General features: G+C 42.8%; 15 protein-coding genes. 2 read left to right on the plus strand and 13 right to left on the minus strand.

The genetic code is table 11. The features are described from left to right. Window positions 1–102 precede the first annotated feature (102 nt). From BM294_RS07255 to BM294_RS07280, 6 genes are all read right to left on the minus strand, one after another. A complete protein-coding gene (locus tag BM294_RS07255; protein ID WP_091206251.1) occupies window positions 103–804 on the minus strand; it encodes a response regulator transcription factor in 702 nt (233 codons plus the stop codon). Window positions 805–857: 53 nt separating this feature from the next. Continuing rightward, window positions 858–3,071: an RNA degradosome polyphosphate kinase gene (locus BM294_RS07260; protein WP_091206253.1), complete on the minus strand. Its 2,214-nt coding sequence runs from the start codon at window positions 3,069–3,071 to the stop codon at window positions 858–860. Window positions 3,072–3,112: 41 nt separating this feature from the next. Then, entirely contained in the window at window positions 3,113–4,255 is a 1,143-nt protein-coding gene (pheA, locus tag BM294_RS07265) for a prephenate dehydratase (protein ID WP_091206256.1), read from the minus strand. A gap of 22 nt (window positions 4,256–4,277) precedes the next feature. Further along, window positions 4,278–5,036, minus strand: a complete 759-nt coding sequence (locus BM294_RS07270; RefSeq protein ID WP_091206259.1) for a lysophospholipid acyltransferase family protein — start codon at window positions 5,034–5,036, stop codon at window positions 4,278–4,280. Window positions 5,037–5,054: 18 nt separating this feature from the next. Further along, a complete protein-coding gene (locus BM294_RS07275) occupies window positions 5,055–5,870 on the minus strand; it encodes an ABC transporter permease (RefSeq protein ID WP_091206262.1) in 816 nt (271 codons plus the stop codon). Between the two features lie 115 nt (window positions 5,871–5,985). Then, window positions 5,986–7,557: a DUF2142 domain-containing protein gene (locus BM294_RS07280; protein WP_091206264.1), complete on the minus strand. Its 1,572-nt coding sequence runs from the start codon at window positions 7,555–7,557 to the stop codon at window positions 5,986–5,988. A 162-nt stretch (window positions 7,558–7,719) separates the two neighbouring features. Here BM294_RS07280 and BM294_RS07285 point away from each other — a divergent pair, with 162 nt between their 5' ends. Continuing rightward, the gene (locus tag BM294_RS07285; protein ID WP_091206267.1) at window positions 7,720–8,907 is read left to right on the plus strand and encodes an acyltransferase family protein; all 1,188 of its coding nucleotides are present in this window, start codon (window positions 7,720–7,722) and stop codon (window positions 8,905–8,907) included. A gap of 161 nt (window positions 8,908–9,068) precedes the next feature. Here BM294_RS07285 and BM294_RS07290 read toward each other — a convergent pair whose 3' ends face one another. From BM294_RS07290 to BM294_RS07320, 7 genes are read right to left on the minus strand one after another with little or no spacing between them, the layout of a single operon-like run. Continuing rightward, window positions 9,069–10,232, minus strand: coding sequence for an acyltransferase family protein (locus BM294_RS07290; RefSeq protein WP_091206269.1), 1,164 nt, complete (start codon window positions 10,230–10,232; stop codon window positions 9,069–9,071). Further along, window positions 10,225–10,581 (minus strand): DUF2304 domain-containing protein, encoded by a 357-nt coding sequence (locus BM294_RS07295; RefSeq protein WP_242944473.1) that lies wholly within the window; start codon window positions 10,579–10,581, stop codon window positions 10,225–10,227. Before BM294_RS07295 ends, BM294_RS07290 begins: the two co-directional genes overlap by 8 nt. A gap of 48 nt (window positions 10,582–10,629) precedes the next feature. Then, on the minus strand, window positions 10,630–11,550 hold the full coding sequence (locus BM294_RS07300) for a glycosyltransferase family 2 protein (RefSeq protein WP_091206272.1): 921 nt from the start codon (window positions 11,548–11,550) through the stop codon (window positions 10,630–10,632). Next, on the minus strand, window positions 11,547–12,896 hold the full coding sequence (locus BM294_RS07305) for a lipopolysaccharide biosynthesis protein (protein ID WP_175494588.1): 1,350 nt from the start codon (window positions 12,894–12,896) through the stop codon (window positions 11,547–11,549). Before BM294_RS07305 ends, BM294_RS07300 begins: the two co-directional genes overlap by 4 nt. Window positions 12,897–12,930: 34 nt before the next feature. Continuing rightward, entirely contained in the window at window positions 12,931–13,656 is a 726-nt protein-coding gene (locus BM294_RS07310; RefSeq protein ID WP_091206275.1) for a glycosyltransferase family 2 protein, read from the minus strand. Between the two features lies 1 nt (window position 13,657). Beyond that, window positions 13,658–14,674, minus strand: coding sequence for an ATP-grasp domain-containing protein (locus BM294_RS07315; RefSeq protein ID WP_091206278.1), 1,017 nt, complete (start codon window positions 14,672–14,674; stop codon window positions 13,658–13,660). 53 nt (window positions 14,675–14,727) lie between these two features. Next, window positions 14,728–15,840, minus strand: a complete 1,113-nt coding sequence (locus BM294_RS07320) for a DegT/DnrJ/EryC1/StrS family aminotransferase (RefSeq protein ID WP_091206280.1) — start codon at window positions 15,838–15,840, stop codon at window positions 14,728–14,730. A gap of 288 nt (window positions 15,841–16,128) precedes the next feature. On the opposite strand from BM294_RS07320, the gene BM294_RS07325 reads away from it, so the two are divergent. Then, on the plus strand, window positions 16,129–17,829 hold the full coding sequence (locus BM294_RS07325) for a L,D-transpeptidase (protein ID WP_091206283.1): 1,701 nt from the start codon (window positions 16,129–16,131) through the stop codon (window positions 17,827–17,829). Window positions 17,830–17,945: the final 116 nt, after the last annotated feature.

A 17,945-nucleotide genomic window follows, 5' to 3' on the forward strand; every position in this document is an offset into this window, starting at 1 on the left:
TGATAAGCTGCACGAACACGTCGTATTTACTATATTTCTGAAATATATCAAAAAAATGCCGAACGAACCGCTGCATAATGCAGAGCCCCGTCCGGCACAAAATTATTTTTCGATCTTATATCCAACACCCCAAACGGTAGTGATTATCTTGTTTTCTCTGCTGTCTTCTTTCATCTTTCCACGAAGACGACGAATGTGAACCATAACGGTGTTATTGGCCTCGTACACCTTTTCGTTCCAAACCTTCTCAAAAATCTCGTCTGTTGAGAATACCTTGCCAGGGTGTGCTGCAAGCAGGAACAAAATATCAAACTCTATAGGTGTGAGCTTAATATCTTCTCCATCAATCACCACCTTATGATTATCCTTGTTGATAGTCATATTTCGAATAGTTATCTCATTGTTTGTGAACTGATTCGCAGCATTCGGATTAAGCTGTGTATATCGACGAAGCTGTGACTTGACACGTGCAGTAAGCTCTAAAGGATTGAACGGCTTTGTCACATAATCATCCGCACCTCCCGTAAGACCAACTATCTTATCAAGATCTGTTGACTTTGCCGAAAGCATGATCACAGGAATATTTGACTTCTCACGAATCTTCTTACACATCTCAAGACCGTTCATGCCCGGCATCATGATATCAAGGAGCACAAGGTGAATCTCCTGCTCGTCAAGAATTCTGAGCCCGTCCTCCGCGTTGTAGGCTTTAAAAACCTTATAGCCGTCACTCACCAGATAGATCTCAACAAGTTCGGCAATCTCCTTTTCATCATCTACAACAAGAATATTAATCTGTGGCATAACTACTCCTTTATCTGTAAAGTTATTTATTATTCAGGCGATTCTTCTCTGCCTTATACATCCTTATGTTCTCTCGGAACAAAAAGCTTTTTACCGGATTTCAGAGATTCCTTGAGCTTTTTTGTCCGTTTCACAGCTTCTTCGCACTGTATGATCTGAGAATTGATATGCTTTCTTCCCCTCAGATCAGGATGATGATACTCACCGTTCTCATCCATGATAGATGCTTTTACATTGTCAGAAAGCTCGAGTTCAAGAATATGCTGAAGTCGTTTCTGTATCTCTTTATCATGTACCGGAAAAACTATCTCGATACGACGGTCCAGATTTCTTGGCATCCAGTCGGCACTTCCAAGGTAATACTCAGGTTCTCCTGCATTTTCAAATCTGAAGATACGGGCATGTTCAAGAAAATAACCGACTATTGAACGTACTTCTATGTTCTCACTGAGTTTAGGAACGCCTGCTCTTAAGCAGCATATACCGCGTACGATAAGCTTTATCTTCACGCCTGCCTGACTGGCTTCATAAAGAGTTCCTATAACCTCATGATCGCATAATGAGTTCATCTTAGCTGTTATTGTAGCAGGAAGCCCTTTCTTTGCATTCTCTATTTCCTTACGGATTTTTTTCAATACCCATTTTCTGAGCCATAATGGTGCCAATATCAGCTCATTCCAATTCTCCGGCTCTGAATAACCGGAGATCATATTGAAGAAGTTGGAGGCATCCTCTCCAAATTCAGGTCTGCAGGTAAATACCCCAAGATCCGTATACTGCTTGGCTGTGCTGTCATTGTAGTTACCTGTAGCCAGATGTACATATCTTCTTATACCGTCTGCCTCTTTACGAACAACCAGTGCTATCTTACTGTGGGTCTTAAGTCCTACAAGCCCATATATGACATGGCACCCTGCTTTTTCAAGTCTTTCCGCCCACTGGATATTGTTTTCTTCATCGAAACGGGCTTTAAGTTCTACCAGAGCTGTTACATCCTTGCCGTTGATGGTAGCCTCTTCCAGCGCCTTAACTATAGGGGAATTACCCGATACTCTGTACAGAGTTATCTTGATGGCAAGGGTTTCGGGATCTCTTGACGCATCTCTGATAAGACGCACTACCGGATCAAATGTCTCATACGGAACAGTCTCGAACACATCATTTTTTCTTATACAGTCAAATATGGAATCTTCATTGAAGAGTGCAGGAACAGGCTGTGGTATATACTCCGGAGTCTTCAGATAATCGAACCCCTCCATCTTGTACAGCTTCATAAGGAAAGTAAGATCCAGCGGCCCGTTTATTCTGTAAACGTCTTCCTTGCTCTCTATATGGAGTTCCTTTCTCAAAACCTTCAGAAGACGTTTATCAATGGTATCTTCCACCTCAAGACGGACAACCTCTCCCCAGCGGCGCTGTTTAAGCTGCTTCTTTATCTCGAGAAGAAGATCTGTTGCCTCTTCCTCATCTATACTAAGGTCAGCATTGCGCATTATTCTGAATACATGAGTAGATGCTATCTCATAGTTTGCAAACAGCAGCCCCATGTTACGCTCGATTATCTCTTCAAGCAGAATAACCACTCTCTGGGTTTTACCATTCTCCAATATCTCAGTCGGAAGCTCTATGATTCTGGGGAGCGTATTCGGCACCTGAACCATGGCAAATTCGAAATTCCCCTGAGTCAGTTCAAGACCGGCCGCCTTTTTATGTTTTTTACTGACAACACCTTTTCCTTTAACTTTTTTAGGCTTTACCAGAGCTGCGATATTCAGTGTTCTGTTCAGCACCAGCGGGAAAGGTCTCGATGAATCAACTGCCACCGGAGTGAGTACCGGATAGACATTGCTCTTGAAGTACTCATCCACGAATCCAGCTTCTTCATCCGTAAGCTTCTCGTGCTCTGAAATAACATAGAGTCCCTGATTTCTGAGGGAAGGAAGTATAGACCTGTTATATGTCGAATACTGAAGATTCATGAAATTGTGAGTTTTTTCGGATATGGCAGTAAGCTGCTGCTGCGCAGTCATACCTGCGATATCCTTCTTCTGATATCCGGCATTAACCTGATCCTTTAAGGACGCAACTCTGACAGTAAAAAATTCATCAAGATTTGAGGCTGTGATACTAAGAAATTTCAGCCTCTCAAACAAAGGCTCGCTATGATCCCTTGCCTCATTAAGGCATCGGGCATCAAAATCAAGCCAGCTAAGCTCACGGTTGGTATAATTTCCCGGGTCAAAGACATTTTTCGAATTTACTGCCATAGCCATCCTCCTATCGGTGGTCCGGATGTAAATGGTACATATTAATAATTGCCAAGGATGCGAAGCTCCGTTACCTGATCCTCCATACCCGAAAGTGCATTAACTATATTCGGCATATCGAGCCTTCCCTCTATATCCACAAAGAATCGATACTCAAATGGTCTCTCCGGAATCGGACGGGATGATATCATGGTAAGATTAACATCATTGAAAATGAAGTTTCCCAATATGTTATACAGGGCACCCGGACGATGCGCTGCTTCAAAGCAAAGGCTTATCTTACCTGCCGCATCCGTATATGTTTTTTCTCTTCCTATAATGATAAATCTTGTTGTATTGGTCTTCTGCTGATTAACAGATCTTTGTAAAATCTCAAGGCCGTAAAGTTCTGCCGCTGCCTCAGAAGCTAGGGCCGCCATAGTTGTGTCGCCTTTGTCTCTAACAAACTTCGCGGCCACTGCGGTATTAAGAACCGGTACAGCTGAGATACCGGGATGAGCCTCAAAAAACTCGCTGCACTGTCCCAATGCCTGAGGGTGAGAATATATCTCCCTGATTCCCTCTATGGTTGCCCCCTTCACACTCATAAGAGCATGCGCAACCTTAAGATCCACTTCTTCTATTATAGCAAGTTCCGGGTACTTAAGCATCAGATCAAAGTTATCGGATACAACTCCGTGGCTGGAATTCTCAATAGGAAGAACGGCATAATCCGCTTCTCCGCTTCTTACCTTATCCGCTGCATCCTTCCAGGTCTTAACATTGGATATGTCAGCATCCCTACCGAAACACTGTATAGCGGCAATCTGAGCATAAGCCCCTTCTGCCCCCTGATAGACGACACGCTTTCCTGATTTATCCGACTTTTCGATCTTTTCGAAACCGGTATCGAAGCTTTTGCCATGTTCAGCCATGATACCAAGCTGAAGTCTTCTTGAAATGGTCATAAGCTGCTGATACAGCTCTCTGATCGCTTTCTTATCGAAATCACTATCAAGATATGATGCAACAGTATCGAGCTTTTCTCCTTCTCTTGCAGGATCAAAAACCGCTTTTCCGCTCTTTATCTTAACATTGGCAACCTCTGCGCAGAGGTCTATACGCTTCTTATAAAGTCTGGTTATCTCTTTATCGATAACATCAAGTTCATCTCTGATATCCAGCAGTGTCTGTTTATTATCCATACTATGTCTGACCCTCTCAGTCTCAAGTCTCTGTCTGTTCTTTAGCTTTTAACTCTCTAATGCCCTCAATAACCGCATCTCTTGTATAGGCGCCCACATGCTTCTTTACATCATCTGAAAGCTCGCTCATGCGAATAGGACTTCCTACTCTGACCTTAACATGCTTAGGTTTGATAAACGGAAAATGTGCTTCAAGTATATCCCTTGTATGAATCATGGAAACAGGTACTATCCAACAGTCTGTCTTTTCTGCAATCTTGAAAGATCCTTCCTTGAAAGGAAGCATATCTTCTTCATTTTCACTTTCTGATCTTGTGCCCTCCGGATATATCCAGATAGATATTCCCGATTTCACATACTTGACTGCAGTGATTATAACTTTAAGTGACTGTTTAAGATTGTCTCTGTCTATCATAAGGCAGCTTCCATACTCCATCCATCGTGCCAGAGGCTTGATCTTCTGCATCTCTATCTTTGCAATAAAACCTGTCGGACGATCAAGTATAGAATATGCTATAAGCACATCGTAGTACGAACGATGATTACCGACAAACATAACTCCCTCTTCCCTGGGGATATTTGTCAGATTCTCCATTCCTTCAACTTCGTATGTAACACCGCTCACCTTCAGTATCCTGCCAAGTATTCCCTGAATGAGCGGAAGTGTTGCTTCTGCTCTTTTCTTCCTGTCTTCAATTTTTTCTATCCTTCCGCGATATATGAGATCACCGATGGTAAGGAAGTAAACAATAAGTAACAGAACAGCTATAGTGTGTAACATAAAAATCTCCTAACAAAATCAAAGTACATCCGAAAAATGCGGACGGAGGCGTTTGAAAAAACCAAGGCCGACAAAAAACACTGCAAGTGTAAACACCCAATAGTAAACGCCGAGTGTCGGCCTCATCCAGAAAGGATCACCGGTGAGCATGGAATCACGATAACCCGCAACTATGTAATAAAACGGATTGAGCTTAAGGGCCGTTCCTATCCATGGAGCACGGGAGGTGAATAATGTCTCATCATACATGATAGGGCACATCCATATGCCGAACTGAAGCACAATTCCGACTATCTGCTGCATATCTTTAAAGAAAACATTCACCGCACTGGTAAGGTATCCGAGTCCAAGTGCGAGTACCGATGCCGCAAAGCTATAATAGAAAATCTGTATCCAGCTTACTTCAGGCACCTTTCCCGAGATAAGAAATGCCACAAGCATGATTGCTATGAAGCATAAATGAACCAGAAAACATGAGGCAAGCTTTATGATAGGCAGAAGTTCAACAGGGAACACCACCTTCTTCACAAGATAGTTATACTCGTGAAGTATGCCTGTTATCATATTCATGGCTTCACTAAAGAAGAACCATGGAACAAGTCCCGGTATAAGCCATATCACGTAACTGGTGTCAGGAACCGGAGGGGCTGACTTAAAGCCATAGGGTCCAAAGATAAATGCATAGATCGCAACCGTTACGAGGGGTTGCACGAACATCCATACTATACCGAAATATGATCCCACAAAGCGCTTTCTAAAGTCTGACTTTGCCAGATCAAAGATCATCATCCTTCTCCCAAAGATATCCCTAATAAGTGATTTTAAATGATTCATATGTATATGAAGGTCGTTAACGACCTTTTAAGTTACTCCTGTAAAAATCTTAAAAATATATTATATCACCTTTTGACACTCACATCATCACCTTAAGCTGTCAAAGGAATATTCCTTATACTGACCTTGATACCACAGTCAGAAAACATCCTGTGATAACCATACCGCTCATGGCAAGTTCGAAAGCAAGCAGTATTCTTGTAAACGGCTCTGTCCAACCTGTCTTAGCAGTGATCCTGTCCAGTCTCTCCGACCTCAATGTCATAAGAATAACCGGAAGATACGGCAGGAAGTAGCGTCCCTGTACACCTAAAATATAGAATGTATCCGCCGGAGTGTATGAAAGAAGCATACTTGTGAAAAGAACAAATGAAAGCAGAACTGAAACAACAGCCATAAGCACTCTCTTCCACCATTCCGGAGCCCGACAATCGTCCCTGCCCAGAAGAGCTTCAATAAGTGCGATGGACCAGAATCCCGCAATAAGCTCTGATCCTGTTGTGAGTCCTCTGTCAAATGCTCCAAGCCACATCCCCACTGTTGTACCAAGGTATTCTTTTCCCAAAATCTGGAATGTGTTCCTTATTATCCTGATAATAAGGGTTTTATCTTTTATAAGTTCCTGAAGGTCATGAAGCTTTACCGTATTGACTTCACCAGAAGATGTGAGCTCGGGTGCATTAGTCACACCGGAAACATTAACATAGCGCAAAACCTCTCTAAGGTTGACAAGTACTATGGAACCGACTATCAGAGCACCAATGATAAGCACCGTAACACCCCATCGAAGTACAGAAGGTTTCTTCCATCGTGATACCGGTATCATTAGACAAAGCGCGAATAACGTTGCATAAATCATCTTACATGGAGACAGCAGTACCGCAAGTACCCCCATCTCAACGATATCCCCGATGCCTATCTTTGTTTCTTTACTCTTCATCGCATGGCTTAATATCACAGCTGTAAGATAAAAACCAAGAGCAATGATAAAGCTGTCATAGCTGTAGCTTCCCGCAAGCTCCAGTGTCATCGGAAAAAGAGATACCGCAAAGAATATCTTCTTCCCTACGGGAGTCCGGCGTACGGCCATAGAACCGAGAATTGAAAACATCAAAAGGTTCATCAGTCTTCCCGCATACAGAAGTCCTATGGCACCAAAATTTAATACCCTTGCCAGAGTTATCCCGAGTGCCGGCATCAGATATGCAATAGGAGTTGTAGCCACCGGTTGCTGAAGTGTTATACCGTCCCCGTTCTCTCGAGAGGTAAATAATCCGTATCTGTGAATCTCCCTGTATACAGAACGATCCAGTGTCTGCCCAAGAACCGTAGCCCTGTTCCAGTCATCATCACCGGGCCAGTCTACAATAAACTCATCTTCCTTACGAATGATGACATTGCCATCACTATCCCTGGACTGAGTTAACATCAGCTTGTCGGAAAGCTCATATGCTCCAACGAAATGCAGAACCTCATCCGGTGCCGACAAAGGAGGCAATACCGTCATGAACATAAGTCCCATCCAAAAAACAGTCACAAAATATATCTGATGAAGTTTAAGCTTTGACCTGAAAAGCAGGAAGATAACAGCTGTAAACAGCACCAAAAGTCCGATGAGAAGTAAAATGAACCACTCTATCAGAAACCGGTCTTCAGTCCCCTGAAGTCCGTTTAAAATCTGAAGCATACCGTTCCCCACCTTTAATATATTTAATCAGTATCTTAATCTTTCCAATTTTACATTATATTGATACGGGTGTCAAAAACCGTCTCGATATTGCGTATCATGATTGCGCATCACACCCTTTTTTAGTAGAGTAACCTTATCATTTAATAAGAGGTATTACATATGTCAGACAGTAAAAAATCCGGAAGACTCTATTATCTGGATTCACTTAAATATATTTTTTGTCTCATCATTTTCTGGACTCACTTCACCGGTGTATTCTGGACCATGTGCGAAGTAAAGCCGGATCTTCGCTTTGAGCTTCAAAAGCTTTTTTTCCCGCCTTTTTCCATACTTGTGGACTCCAATCTCGCATTATACGGTTTCTGTATCCTTTCCGGATATCTTGCTTCATTTAAGAAGATAAGTTCATTCAAGGAATTGATACAGCAGCTTTTGGGAAGATACATAAGATTTGTGATTCCGTTTTTCTTCATCAATCTGATTTCCTTCATTATCTATTACACCGCAGGTTTCCCTACACAGACTGCCTCCCGGCTTCTTCACAATACCTGGATAGGCACCTATTATGCTCAAGCCCCCGGAGTAATGGACGTCATAACAGCTTCTTTTAGTATGAGCGGAGAACTTAACGGTCCTTTATGGATGATGAAGTATATTTTCTTTGGAACCTGCCTGATATACCTATACAACTATTTATGTTTCAGGATCAGGGTGTTCAACAGAAACTCTGCCATCCATTTCTTTTTAAATGCAGGCTTCACCGTCTTTTTGTTCATAAGCTTTTTATACCCGCCCGAGCCCAATTTCTTTCATCTTGATCTTGTGCTCTCGGGAGTCATTCTTGTGAAACTTAACAGGAGAATCGGTACAGGGAGCGAAAGCACCTTACGAAATATCATTTTCCTCGCAGTTGCGCTTATCCCCGTCTTTCTGGATGCGGGAGGTCTCGTAGAAGGCATAACTCCTTTTATAAGGCATAACTATCCGCAGCTTGAATCATACTTCATCTGGAATATGTATTGGGTTATAGGCTTCAGCTTCTTTCTTATACTTGGCATCATGAACTGTTCTTATATCCAACGTCTACTGATGGCAAAACCGCTTCAACTGCTTGCCCGGACAAACTTTTCAGTATATCTCATTCATTTTCCGCTCATTGCCTGCTTTTCACTCAGGATGTATATACTGATGGTAAACCGCATATCCTACAGTAAAGAGTTCATCATCCTGTCAGTTGCCACATTCACAGCACTTTTTGCTTTAGCTGAACTTTATGAACTGACTGTCGGAAAGCTTCAGAACAATCTTATCAGGAAACTGTTGATGCTGCTCTCTAAGGCATTCTGAAGATGCGGGTGTAAATATCGTACTTACTAATGAAATACAACACATGCACATCCGTGTGTTATATACCGCTTATTTTTAATTTTCAAAAAAGGTTCAAGGGTTAAAAACCCTTGAACCTTTTAACTTACTTCGAAAACTCTTTACTCAGAGTTTCCGGGGCATCATACGTGGACAGCACATGCTTTTGCCACCCATATCTTTATACGGTCTATCAGAATCCCCGCCAAAAGCGGCACAAACACTGCCACTATCAGATACAGCACCCACCACCGGTTTGAAAGCGGCGACGGATAAGCCGAGATGTCCATGCCGGGATCCCGGTAATAAAGCTTACGAAGCACCATATCAAGCATTTTAAATACAAAAATATGAAATGCCATGATATCAAAACTGTATCTTCCCAGAAGCGCCAACAGACCGGATACAGGATTCTTAGCTCCCGGCGCTATAAATAACTTCTCCGGCAAGATTTTGTTCAGACTTACATTTTCAACAAGCTTTGATAATAGTATGGTGAAAATGATTCCCAGAATTCCTCCAACATAGTACCACATACCGAATATGTACTGACTTGCAAGATCAAACCATATTCCTGCGGCAATGAATCTGGTAAATATAAAGAATATTATCAATACCACAGCGATCATGATTGCCCAATGAACCTTTTCCTGCCATGACGGAGCGTACTTTTTCATGAAGTATCCCATTGCGAAAAACGGCTCTATGACAAATGCAAGCTCCATATGGTATAGCGCATTTATATTGTACTGAACCGCATACAGACCGATAAGCATACAGAGTAAAGACAGTATCACAATAACAGGAATCTTTATTTTCTCCTCCGATTCGGGATCATTCCTTCCTAAAGTTCCGGCTAAAACTCTTCCTGATTTGACCACACCCGCAAACAATACTGCGCCCAAAAGCCATAGCGGAACAAACCACATAGGTCCTGAATACATCTCAGGCCTCTCAAAAACCATACTACTCATCACCGAAGTCACAAATTGAGATGCATTGTACTGTGCCTGTCCCTCGGGCATAAGTCCATGCCTCACAGCATAGTTGTGAGTCAGCGCAAAGAAAATGCAGTAAAGCACATATCTGGGCCATGCACCTGCCAGACGGTGTCCGAAATAGGTAAATGGTCTGTCTCCATACTTATCTTCATTGAAAAAGTATCCTGTCACAAAAAAGAAAAGTGCCAGATGAAAAAGATATACTATGGCACCTCCAACCTTGCCTGTATGGCCGAAAACTATAAATATGATTCCAAATCCCTTGAATATATCCCAAAGCAGCGAACGTTTTCTCTGATCAATCATCGAGTTCACCCTGTCTCTCGGACTTATCTCTAAGTGCCAGTTCCTGTACAAGCTGTTTCACCTTATCCTCAAGAGTACTCACACGCATACTCATGGTAAAAAGTCTCATGAGCAGTATGAATATCATGAAAAGGAACAGGAAGTTTGCAGTACTGTAGATTCCCAAAAGTCGTGCCATAGTATCAGGCACAACAGGAAATACGGCAAATACAACAAACATGAACACCATAAGTATCCAGAATATTGAATCCTCGATATTAAGCTTTGCTTTTCGTATTCTTCCAAGCACAATAGCAAGTGTGCCAACGGATGCCGCCACAAGGATAACTCTAAAAAGCGGTGTCATCATAATAAACTCCATTCTGCCATCTAAAAAGACAGCCTCTTTTATCGCTAATCATTTCCAGTAATGTTTGTTCATCGTAAGTTTCATAATAAGCTTTTGCGGAAGCCTTCTATAGTTTTTACCGAGACGGAATCCCAAATACTTACATCCGGATATCCATATAAGTCTCATCACAGAAAGCAGTCTTCCCTTTTTAAGAAGCATGCAGGCGTTACCCTTTACAAGCTTCAGTCCTTCACCCTCCGATCTTATCCCGCCAAAGACGTCAGGATTGTCTGCCTGAGAAACTCCGAGATCGAAATTTCGTCTAAGCTGCTGAAGTCCGGTGTAATTGTGAGAATGATATACAGAAGCCTCCGCACAATACATGCTTGCAAAGCCGGCTTTAAGCATACTGCAGCAATATATCATGTCTTCATTAAAGATAGTGTGACTGATAAATCCTTTAAGTTCATCGAATACATCTCTTCTGTAAAGACAGCAGACATTGGATTCAAAATATGTCTTGATACCAAGTCTTGGAAGATCCTCTATGGTTTTAATAAATGACCGGGCAGGATAATTAAAGTTCCTTGAATACTTCTCATCCTCAGAACTCTCCGCAGTGGCAAGCTGTCTTCCGTATACCGCGGCAACCTTCTGAGACTGTCCCTGTTCCATAGCCTCTACAAGTTTCTCCACAAGATGCTCATCCCTTGGTATCGCATCATCCGTCATAAGGAGAAAATAATCCGCTGTTGACTGTGATACACCTAGATTTCTCGTGGCTCCATGGTCAAATTCATCAGCGGTAATGTCTGTCACCAAAACATTGTCATAATCACTGATGATTTCTCTGTCGAAATATTCAGCTTCAGTGTTCACTATGATGATACGATGTATGGGGTATGTCTGCATCTGAAGCATACGCTGTTGCTTAATGAATTTTTTCCCCGGCTTATAAGTCGGTATTATAACATCTACTGTTTTCATTTGTCCTCAATCTCACCTGTGGATGCTTTTTTCACAGAAAGCTTCATCTCTCCTATGGCCTGAAATGCAAAAAGGAAGAAGAGCAAAACCAGAATGCCCATAAGCATCACATAGTTCATTGCACCTCCCGTCATTCCACCTGCCTCCACCATACGTCCGGCGCTCAATGCCGCAATAACGGCGGTCACAACATAGCCTGCGAAAATCCTCAACTGTTTACGGAGTGTAACAAGTATATAGTACATAACATTTGCAAGAGCATACAGTCCACCTCCTGCGATAAGCAGAATAAAAGTCACATACTGGGACATGAGCTTTCCTTTTGTGGATGCTCCCAGGATCAATTCAAAGATCATGAGTCCCGGTTTCCCGAAGATTACAGCCCCGAGTATTATAATCAGCGAAAGGACAGCCACTGCCTTCACCATATATCTGCATGTTTTAGAAAATGCCTTTGTATCCGCTTTCGCAAACTGATCCGCCAGTTTCGTCAACATCGGTCTTATCATAAAATTGGCTATGAGATAAATAAATGATGTCGGCATGAAAAGAACATTAAAATAACCTGACACCGCATCAGACAGCCTTGCATCTATAGCGTATTTGGACGCAGAGAATATATAAAAATCAACGAACACGCTGATAAACAAAAGCCCGGTTGATAAGATCATGGATCTTGAATGCGAAATACTGAAACTTCTGTCCACACACATACGAGATGAAACATTACCATCAGTCTCTGCCGATGATTCCACCGTCTTTTCAGGACAGCTCTTAAGGGGTCTTACCGCAAAAAGATAAGTTCCGATGAGCTGCATAATATCTGCCGCCATGACTGCGCCTGACAGATTACCTGTTAACAAAAGCACAGAAAGGAGTGTAAGCACAGAAAGCCCGGTACGAAACGCCAGCGACTGTCCTGTGCGATAAAGCTTCCCCTGCCTCTGCAATTCAGACTCGTAAACGTCTGCATATCCATCGATGACCTTATACATGGAAAGAAGGAAAAGTATAACCGCCTTGTGTCCTGTATAGGAACCTGTCAGCATTTGCGCCCCAACAAACAAAAAGCTGGCGAATATCGCCAGTAGAGATGTAATGCGTCTGGTCAACAGATAGTCACCAAAGCTGAATTGGTTTTTCATATCAGTAATGTGGAACGGCCTGATACCAAAGTACGCGATAATAAACATTTGCTGTCCTAAAGTAGAAAATCCAAAGCCGAATATTCCACCTTCATCAGGACCTATAATCCTGATGACAGCAAATGCCAGTACTATGGAGGCCATGGCATAAGCAAGGCTTCCTGCTGCATTCCACAAAAAATCTCTTCTGGTATCTGTCATGCCATGCTCCAAATTATATTTTTCATTATCTTCATCAAAGATCCTTTTTTCTACTGCTCTGTACCACAAGAATCGAAATAAGCATACGTGCCATATACTTCATTGCATTAACGGGTCTCAGATATGATTCCCCCGACAGTCTCTCATCTATGGTAACCGGAGCCTCGGTAACATTGGCACCGTTCTTCATAAGATATGATATGGTATCGGGTTCAGGCCCGTAATTAAGTTTGTTGGCAAAGCCGTCGATAACTCTTTCGCTGTACATCCTCAGTCCGCAGGTCGGATCGGTAATGACTTTACCTGTAGTCAACCTTATGGCCATGGAAATAAGCCTTGAGCCTATCTCACGCATTGATCCGCCCTTATTCCTATTAAGAAAGCGGGAGCCGAGAACTATATCATAGTTTCCTTCTCTCATCTTATCGTAAAGTGCCTCTATATCCGACGCGCGATGCTGCCCGTCTCCGTCAAACTGAACCGCGTAGCTGTACCCCATCCTGTATGCATATTTCATCCCTGTCTGAAAACACCCTGCCAGTCCGAGATTTACGGGAAGAGAGATATAATTATAGCCCTCTCTTTCACACAACTCTATAGTGCCATCTGTAGAACCATCAGACACGATGACATAATCCATGGGGAATTCCTGTGCAAGTATATCCGATACAACCTTCGACAGGTTACCGGCTTCATTGTATGCAGGTATGATAAGGATCACCTTTCCCCTGTTTGATTCTCTGTCTATACTTCCTGCCATTTCACATCCTGATTTCCTGATATTTTCTAGTCATAAAACCACATTCCGGTGAAGGCAGCTTTTCTGTTTCTTCTCCCTCGAAAATGCGTATATGATTTCTGATAACGGGCACTCCGGCAAGCTCTGTGAAAGCAACTCCGCCTGAAAAGCGTGGATTACACTCAACAAAATAGTAAACTCCCGAACCTTCGCCCCTGATAAATTCAAAGTTGACCAGACCCTTTATGCCCGCCCTATCGGCTATCCTTGCACACACATCCTGAAGAATCTCATCTTCAAAGATACGAACACTAAGTCCTGCCCCGTTAGGAGTTCTCAGAAGTTCTTCTCTGAGAACCGCAGTGCAATTTCCCTCATCATCTCTCAAAACATCTACTGTCACAACATTACCCTTTATTACAGGCTGAACAATATATCGCTCCAATGTTGTATCCTGAAGCTTTGTGGGATCCATAATACTTGAAAATGCAAATCCAAGCTGATCCTCGTTATATATACGGTAAAGGCCGCTTGAACTTCGACCGTCTACAGGTTTCAAAATAACCGGATACTCAATCTCTTCAAAATCCGTCTCTGACGCCCTGCATGTGGGAATAGTTCGAACCGCCCCCTTGAATTCATCATCAAGTTCAGAAAGAAGACCTTCCACAAGCTGTCCAATACTGAACTTATCTCTCAGTACCGAAATCACATCTTTATCTGACATACATATCAGAAGGTCATCCTTCTCAATCTCTTCGCGATGGCGGTTCAGAACATCTATCTCCGCATCGATCAGCGGCAGGATACGATGAACCTTTTCCCTGGCACATATTTCTTCAATGAAAGAAATATACTGAGCTTCATCACTAGCGTAAGGAGCTTTGTAAAATTCATCCACATCCTGTGATGCGGCAACCCACTCCCTATCATAAATATCACTTCCTATCACTCTCCATCCAAGCTCGTGAAGGTTTCTTATAACCGCATCAGCGGAAAACGAGCCTATAGCTGTGACAAGTGCTGTTCTTTTTTCCATTTAATGCCTCTTCTATAATCAATCATGAAATCATCGTTCTATTAAACACAGTATCAATTAAGTATCATCATGCAGATTCTGTCCACATCCGAAAGTGACAGATCCGGATAGATAGGGAGTGTCAGTATCTCCTGCGAACAGAGAAGTGCATTCGGAGTATCATTAACATCATACTGACCCCTATAACAGCTGTATGAATTAATGCATGGATAGAAATACTTACGCGCATTAACATTACCACCCTTCAGTATACTGAAGATCTCATCTCTGTTTCTCTTGTAATCATGAAAACGAACAGGCATATATGCATAGTTCGGCTTAACATCCTTATTGAGTTCGGGAAGTATGATTCCCTTCACTCCGTTGAGATTTTCTATATAACGTTCATATACAAGTTTTCTCTTTGATATATATCCGTCTACATGTCGAAGATTGCAAAGTCCCATAGCTGCGGCAAATTCGTTCATCTTACCGTTCCCGCCAACAGATGCAACCTCTTCCTGACCGAGAATCCCGAAGTTCTTAAGTTCATAAAGCTTCTCCATCAGTTCTTCGTTCACATCGCCTGTCGTAACAGCACCACCCTCTATACTATTGAATACCTTGGTAGCGTGGAAAGAAAACATAGACGCATCGCCATAGCTGCCTACTCCCTTTCCCTTGTACTCCTCTCCAAAGGCATGTGCTGCATCATAAAGCACCTTGAGATGATGTCTATCAGCTATCTCCTGAATCTTCTCAACATCACATATATTACCGTAAACATGCACCGGCAATATAGCCGTTGTCTTATCAGTGATCATAGCCTCCAGTTTATCGGCATCAATGGTATAATCATGAATGTTTATATCGCAAAACACTGGCTTAAGACCGTTTCTGACTATCGCATGGGTTGTGGATGCAAAGGAAAAAGGTGTTGTGATGACTTCTCCGGAAAGATCCATCGCCTGAATCAAAAACTCAAGCGCACTGTGTCCGTTTACAAAAAGCTGTATAGATCCGACCTTGAGATAGTCAATAAGCTTTGCTCTTAACTCTTCATGGTATCTTCCCATATTGGTAAGCCATGCCGAATCCCATATATCTCTCAGCATCTCAGTATATTCGTCAAGTGGCGGGAGACTCGCTCTGGTCACATTAATAACATTGTTCTCTATATCTGACATATTATCTCCAAAAAGTTCAAATTAAGAATAGGCAATCAAACTGAATAAATACCTATATAATAGGAAAAAGAGCAGTTTATTGCCAATACTTTACGATTTTATAATATTGCCTATAAAAAGTAAATCCCGGCTAGAACTTTCAAAGCCCTTGTGATAAAGTGTACTCGTGTAATTTTTTGAAATATATAGGGGTTGTGTCAGGCTCTTTTGGGGAACCTGACATTTAACATCAGCCTTTCGCCAGGCGAAAATCAGCGGGCTGATGTTACCAGACTTGGAGGATTAATTATGATAAGTATGAAACGTACTGTCGCTATCCTTGCCGCAGCAGCCACAATGCTGGCTCAGCCTATGTCTGCAATCGCTGCAACTCCGGGTGACAATCTCACACCGCAGTTCACCATAGCAGACGAGGCTAACACCTCCGGCACTTCGGATAATGTTTACACTGCTGAAACACCGACTCTTGGTGCAGTTGAGACCACAGTTGAAACTGCGGCAACAGATACAGTTAATGCAACTGACCCTGTAGCAACCGAGGTTGTTCCTTCAGAAACTGCTCAGGCAGTGTCTGAGACCACTGCTGCAACAACAGAGACTTCATCCACAGCCACAGAAACAGCATCAACAGCTTCAGCCAATACAACAGCTGTAAGCGCAAGCTCAAAAACACTTCCTACAGTTGATCCTACAGATGTTGAGACCATTCGCTACACATACATGACTACTCCTAACGAAGGAAACATGGATGCAGACCCTGTTCTCAACCTTGTTCCTCTTGGTTCCTACTTTATTTATGACGGAGCCGGAAACCGTATTGACTGGGGCACAACTTCAAAGAACGATTCATTTGCATATTCATCCATCGGTTTCACCAGCTTCATGCTTGAGCATGCCAATGTCGGAAGATGGTATTACAGAACATATTCAAACGGCACAGGCTGGGGTCCATGGGCAACTTCAAAGGAAGCCACTCCTAATCAGGGTATCGTTTCCGCTATGCAGATCCGTGTGAAGGGTTATACACATAATCTTGGCGATCTTTATTACAGAGCTGTTCTTAACGATGGTACAGTAACTGACTGGGCTCCTGAAGGTCAGGCAGTAGGTTCTATCGGTGATGACCGTTATATCGTAGGCATCAAGCTTGCTCTTTGGAAGAAGGGTGTTCCTTTCTATGATTCAACAGAGAAGCCTATGGCCAATGACCATAACGAAGGTGTGTTCTGGACTTCAGAAGGTGCCACCTATGTAACAGCCGACGGTCGTTCATACACCGGATGGGGCTTTGATGGTGAATCCAACCAGTACTACTTCAACAACGGTGTCGCTGTAACAGGTTGGAATGTAATTGACGGATACAACATTTACTTCGATGAGAGCGGTGTTGCTCTTAAGGATCTTTCCGGTGTTATGGGTAATCCGGGAGCATATGCCATCCGTATAAACAAGGCAACAAGAACCATGTATGTACTTGCGCAGGATGCATCAGGCAACTTCACTATTCCTTACAAGACTCTGATGGTAACAGTTGGTGATGATACACCTATCGGTTCCTTCAGCATTTACGAGAAGTACAGATGGCACTTCATGCATACAGACTGCTACTGCCAGTTCCTTTCAAGATTCAAAGGACACTTCCTGCTCCACTCACTGCTCTATTCAAGACCTGACTACAACACAATGGACGCCATTTACTATAACTACATGGATGACTCCATGTCCGGCGGATGTGTACGTCTTCGTGCAGTGGATTGTGCATGGATCTACAACAACTGTCCAAACGGAACCACAGTTACTATCTATAACAACAAGTGGGACAAGGGTCCTATAGAGAAGGATGCTATACAGCAGGCTATTCCAAGAAACCAGACATTTGACCCTACAGATCCTCTTGTTACAGCAGCTCAGGATGCCGCTGCCAAGGCCGCTGCCGAAGCAGCTGCTGCAGAGGCCGCCGCTGCAACAGGTGAAGGCGAGCCACAGTAAGGATTTTCAGTGCTCGCAGGTATTTGATTTTCAAAATACCTTTACTTAAAACAAAAACGGGCAGAAGTATATTCTTCTACTGTTCATCACAAAAGCGGAACAGCATCAGATGCTGT

The organism is Oribacterium sp. WCC10, from assembly GCF_900113415.1.
Taxonomy (GTDB): domain Bacteria; phylum Bacillota; class Clostridia; order Lachnospirales; family Lachnospiraceae; genus Oribacterium.

Excerpts from the sequence above, each read along its gene's own strand:
- BM294_RS07295 (WP_242944473.1), bottom strand. The coding sequence starts at position 10,581 with ATGATGACACCGCTTTTTAGAGTTATCCTTGTGGCGGCATCCGTTGGC.
- BM294_RS07320 (WP_091206280.1), bottom strand. The coding sequence starts at position 15,840 with ATGTCAGATATAGAGAACAATGTTATTAATGTGACCAGAGCGAGTCTC.
- BM294_RS07300 (WP_091206272.1), bottom strand. The coding sequence starts at position 11,550 with ATGAAAACAGTAGATGTTATAATACCGACTTATAAGCCGGGGAAAAAA.
- BM294_RS07325 (WP_091206283.1), top strand. The coding sequence starts at position 16,129 with ATGATAAGTATGAAACGTACTGTCGCTATCCTTGCCGCAGCAGCCACA.
- BM294_RS07290 (WP_091206269.1), bottom strand. The coding sequence starts at position 10,232 with ATGATTGATCAGAGAAAACGTTCGCTGCTTTGGGATATATTCAAGGGA.
- BM294_RS07310 (WP_091206275.1), bottom strand. The coding sequence starts at position 13,656 with ATGGCAGGAAGTATAGACAGAGAATCAAACAGGGGAAAGGTGATCCTT.
- BM294_RS07280 (WP_091206264.1), bottom strand. The coding sequence starts at position 7,557 with ATGCTTCAGATTTTAAACGGACTTCAGGGGACTGAAGACCGGTTTCTG.
- BM294_RS07260 (WP_091206253.1), bottom strand. The coding sequence starts at position 3,071 with ATGGCAGTAAATTCGAAAAATGTCTTTGACCCGGGAAATTATACCAAC.
- BM294_RS07275 (WP_091206262.1), bottom strand. The coding sequence starts at position 5,870 with ATGAATCATTTAAAATCACTTATTAGGGATATCTTTGGGAGAAGGATG.
- BM294_RS07315 (WP_091206278.1), bottom strand. The coding sequence starts at position 14,674 with ATGGAAAAAAGAACAGCACTTGTCACAGCTATAGGCTCGTTTTCCGCT.
- BM294_RS07255 (WP_091206251.1), bottom strand. The coding sequence starts at position 804 with ATGCCACAGATTAATATTCTTGTTGTAGATGATGAAAAGGAGATTGCC.
- BM294_RS07305 (WP_175494588.1), bottom strand. The coding sequence starts at position 12,896 with ATGACAGATACCAGAAGAGATTTTTTGTGGAATGCAGCAGGAAGCCTT.
- BM294_RS07270 (WP_091206259.1), bottom strand. The coding sequence starts at position 5,036 with ATGTTACACACTATAGCTGTTCTGTTACTTATTGTTTACTTCCTTACC.
- pheA (WP_091206256.1), bottom strand. The coding sequence starts at position 4,255 with ATGGATAATAAACAGACACTGCTGGATATCAGAGATGAACTTGATGTT.
- BM294_RS07285 (WP_091206267.1), top strand. The coding sequence starts at position 7,720 with ATGTCAGACAGTAAAAAATCCGGAAGACTCTATTATCTGGATTCACTT.